Below are 3,706 nucleotides of genomic sequence, written 5' to 3'. Positions count from 1 at the left end.
ATTACCTACCCCTAATGCCTTTATCCCAGAAACTAACCTGGAACTGTTGCGGGATTACGCTACTGCTAAGGGCAAAGACACTTGGCTATCCGGTTGCAGTTCGATGGCAGAAATGGGAGAAGTACTCCTGGATGCCAATGGGGCACTCCAGCGCAAGGCTAGCCATGTCCAATCCCGACGGGCTGTTTATTTCCGGGATTGGCAGGAAGTTCTGGTGGCAGCTAGTGATGGTACCTTTGCCAGAGATATTCGTTTAACTCAGTCTGTCGGATATAACCTACTATGTGCTGATGGCGACCATCGCTCTTCGATTGGCAAGCGTGCTGGTAGTACCGGTAACCCAGAGTTTCTAAGAGCCTGGGATTATAATGGTACTGCCGAGGAAGTTGCTGAATCCGCTGGTAAGATGCTCTATGCGGATTACGTAGAGTCTGGTACTTACCCCATTATCATGGCCAATTCCTTTGGTGGGGTAATTTTCCATGAAGCCTGTGGACACCTGTTGGAAACGACCCAGATTGAGCGGAAAACTACTCCGTTTGCTGACAAAAAAGGCGAGAAGATTGCTAACGAAAGCCTTACCGCTTGGGATGAAGGGTTATCTGACAATGCCTTTGGAACTATTGATATGGATGATGAGGGCATGCCAGCCCAAAGAACTCTGTTGATTGAAAATGGCATACTGAAGAATTTTATCGCCGACCGGGCAGGGTCTCAACTCACTGGACACCCCAGAACAGGTAGTGGACGCCGTCAGAATTATGCCTATGCTGCTGCTTCACGGATGCGCAATACCTACATCGCTCCTGGTGATTACGAGGTAGAGGATTTATTTGGTTCTATCGATAAAGGCATTTACTGCAAGCGGATGGGCGGTGGTAGTGTTGGTGCTACTGGGGAATTTAACTTTGGTGTCGATGAAGCCTATTTGATTGAAAATGGCAAACTCACTAAACCGCTGAAAGGGGCAATTCTGATTGGGGAAGCTAAGGAAATTATGAATAAAATTTCCATGTGTTCCAAAGACTTAGGATTAGCCGCTGGTTTCTGTGGTTCCATTAGCGGCAGTGTTTATGTCACCGTCGGTCAACCTCATATCAAGGTAGATTCGATTACGGTTGGTGGACGGTAAGTTACCCCAGCAGCCAGGCTTTGGGACTAGTGTTATCCGATCATCTCCGGTTAAAGACTAATCGTAAGCATTCAGCTAATAGCACCTCAAGTAGCGTGCGCGTAGCGCATTAGCTGATAGCTGAATGCTGATAGCTGAATGCTTACATCCGACGTGATTAACCGGATTTGATATCATGCCTCTTTTTTTTGTTAACCCAACATTCACAATCTAAGATAAGATGACCAAGATTAATGAGATAGCTGATTCGGCGAATGCGATCGCAAAACGCCTGGGAATTGAAAAATTCGATATTTATGGCTCTGCAGTGGATGAAGCTGGTGTTCAAGTAGACCAGGGTGAGCCAAAACAGGTTGAGGCATCTAATCGCTCTGGTGTAACTGTACGGGTTTGGAATCAAGACCAGAAAGTAGGCATTACTTCAACTACCGATACAAACCCAACTGGGTTGGAACTAGCCTTAAAAACCGCTTATGAGGCGAGTAGTTTTGGGGTGAAAGAAAACGCCCCAGACTTTAGCCCTGAATCAACAGTATCGATTCCAGAGATTCCCAATAATCAAGTGCCTCAACAGCCAGTATCTAAATTAGTAGAAACCCTACTGGATTCAGAGAAAAAGTTACTGGAAGCTCACTCGGCTATTGCCGGAGTTCCTTACAATGGACTATCTCAACGGGATGTTGAGCGCTTTTATCTCAATAGTGATGGGGCATTGCGCCAGCAAGCTAGTTCCTCTGCTTCCATTTATCTTTATACCAAAACTGAGGAAGAAGGGAAAAAGCCCCGTAGTGCTGGTGCCTATAAGATTAGTAAAGGGTTAGAAACTCTGGATATTCAGACTTGTCTGAAAGAAGCTGCTGAGAAAACCATCAGTCACTTGAACTATGAGAAAGTTAAGTCCGGAAAATATCGGGTAGTGTTCTCTCCCGAAGCTTTCCTAAGTTTACTGAATGCTTTTTCTAATTTATTTAATGCTCAGAATATTCTAGACAAGCAAAGCCTCTCGACTCCAGAGTCTCTAGGTACTCAAATTGCTTCTCCTCTGCTTTCTGTCTGTGATGATGAGCTACATCCAGAGAATGTGGCACCAGTCTATTTTGATGGAGAAGGAACACCTACTCGTCGAGTACCGATAATTACAGAAGGGGTGTTAAGCAGTTTTCTGCACAGTGCTGGCACCGCGAAACGCCTGAATGGTCAACCAACAGGTCATGCCAATATTGGGGCAAAAGTTACAGTTAGTCCTAATTTCTATCATGTTTTTCCTGGTCAATCTGCTGAACAAGAGTACAGTTTAGACCAAGCCGAAAATGTGATTTGGATTGATGAGGTGAATGCGCTTCATGCGGGAGTTAAAGCACTCGAAGGTTCCTTTTCTCTACCCTTTGATGGTTGGATGGTGAATAAGGGAGAATTAACTAGTATTGATTCCGCAACGGTAGCCGGAGATTTTCGGGAACTACTGAAATCGATTATTTATGTGGAAAAAGAGCCTGAGTTGACCTCTGGTGGAGTCTGTCCAAAAATCTGGGTTGATGGTTTGTCCATTACTGGGGATTGAGGGTTTAATGTTAAAAGGTTGTTCGCGTAGCGTGGCCTTTTGGCCAAGGTTTAAGGTTGAAGGTTAAGAGGTTGAAGGTTAAGAGGTTGAAGGTTAAGAGGTTGAAGGTTGAAGGTTGATTGGTAAAAAGTAAAATTTAGTAATATTTTTTAGCATTCAACTATCAGCTGAATGCTAATTTTTTTGATATTAACTACCAGGCTAAACTGATATCCATTTAAATTGGTTATTACCTATTACCTATTACCTATTACCTGTTCCCTGTTCCCTGTTCCCTGTTCCCTACAGCTTACCACTCTACATATAAAATATTATCCATCCACGGCAGCTTGACAACTCGTATGCTCCAAGGAATTCTATCTAGTAAAATATCGTAAGTTTCACGTTCAACCTGTAGCAGCCAACTACCATCACGAATTCTCACAATACCGTTTCTCTGCAAAAAAGCTGTTCTAAATCCTTCTATTGATGTATTTTTCAAAATAGACCAATTTTGAATCACAGCAGATAGCAAGTTTTCACATTCTTCTCGTTCTTGTGCGGTGATTTCTAAATTGGTGTCTATAGGTTCTAATAAATCTATACCGCATAGTATTTTATTAAGAGGTAAACTATGTTCTGGTATTTCTGTTGAGTTATCAACTAAATACTGGAGTAAAAGGGCTGCTCGTTCAGCAGATATGGTATTAATAAAAATCTTATCTTGTACCAATCCTATTTTGACAAAGAAGCGATTCAGAAATGGCCATAGTAAAATTAATCCTGCATTGTAAATGTAGATTTCATCAGAGTCACTAAAAGTATTGACAACATCTGGAAATCTGGTTTGCTCGGACTTGAGTTCTTGTTGGATGTTGAGTTTAAGAGTTTGACAACTTTTCTGTAGTTGTTTGAAGCGTGTAATCAGGTCTGATGACCTTTGGACTCGGGCAGAATTATTGATTTCATTTAGTAATACTTCTATTTCAGTCTTAAGTTGATTAATTTGCTGTTTATGTTGGGGTAATATCTGA

The 3,706-nt window shown here is 42.4% G+C and carries 3 protein-coding genes; 2 read left to right on the top strand and 1 reads right to left on the bottom strand.

What is annotated here, in order from left to right; genetic code table 11:
- Both F6K20_RS28785 and F6K20_RS28780 read left to right on the top strand, forming a co-directional pair.
- The coding region (locus tag F6K20_RS28785) for a TldD/PmbA family protein (RefSeq protein WP_287296957.1) at positions 1 to 1,132 on the top strand (1,132 nt) is incomplete at its 5' end.
- A 220-nt stretch (positions 1,133 to 1,352) separates the two neighbouring features.
- A complete protein-coding gene (locus F6K20_RS28780) occupies positions 1,353 to 2,693 on the top strand; it encodes a TldD/PmbA family protein (protein WP_071102553.1) in 1,341 nt (446 codons plus the stop codon).
- Between the two features lie 289 nt (positions 2,694 to 2,982).
- Here the strand turns inward: F6K20_RS28780 and F6K20_RS28775 are convergent.
- A partial coding sequence (locus F6K20_RS28775; RefSeq protein WP_287296955.1) for a contractile injection system tape measure protein occupies positions 2,983 to 3,706 on the bottom strand: 724 nt, incomplete at its 5' end.

It is taken from the genome of Moorena sp. SIO2C4 (assembly GCF_010672485.1).
Classification (GTDB): Bacteria; Cyanobacteriota; Cyanobacteriia; order Cyanobacteriales; family Coleofasciculaceae; genus Moorena; species Moorena producens.
The sequence above is the reverse complement of the archived record's forward strand: the minus strand, read 5'-3'. Positions and strand labels throughout refer to the sequence as shown.